The organism is Tritonibacter sp. SIMBA_163 (assembly GCF_046535935.1).
Classification (GTDB): Bacteria; Pseudomonadota; Alphaproteobacteria; order Rhodobacterales; family Rhodobacteraceae; genus Epibacterium; species Epibacterium scottomollicae.
Genome location: NZ_JAWJBP010000629.1, coordinates 1 through 263 on the forward strand (window position 1 = coordinate 1; position 263 = coordinate 263).

At 63.1% G+C, this 263-nt stretch carries 1 protein-coding gene; it reads left to right on the forward strand.

The features are described from left to right. A partial coding sequence (locus tag R0J92_RS23825; RefSeq protein WP_411053495.1) for an ATP-binding cassette domain-containing protein occupies positions 1–240 on the forward strand: 240 nt, incomplete at its 5' end. Positions 241–263 lie beyond the last annotated feature (23 nt).

Sequence of the window (263 nt, forward strand, 5' to 3'; positions counted from 1 at the left end):
GGACAGAAAGTGCGCGTCGCCCTGGCGCGAGTACTGGTTTCGCGTCCAAGGTTGCTTCTCCTGGACGAGCCCTTTTCCAAGCTCGACACGGACCTGCGCGCGCAAATGCGCGATCTCGTCTTCGCCAAGGCGCGCGATGCCGGACTGCCGGTCATCCTGGTGACGCATGACGAAGCCGATGCAGAGGCTGCCGCTGGTCTCGTGCACCGCATCGGTGAAGAAGGGACAGGCCATGGGTGAGGTGGGTACGAAGGATCCTGTTG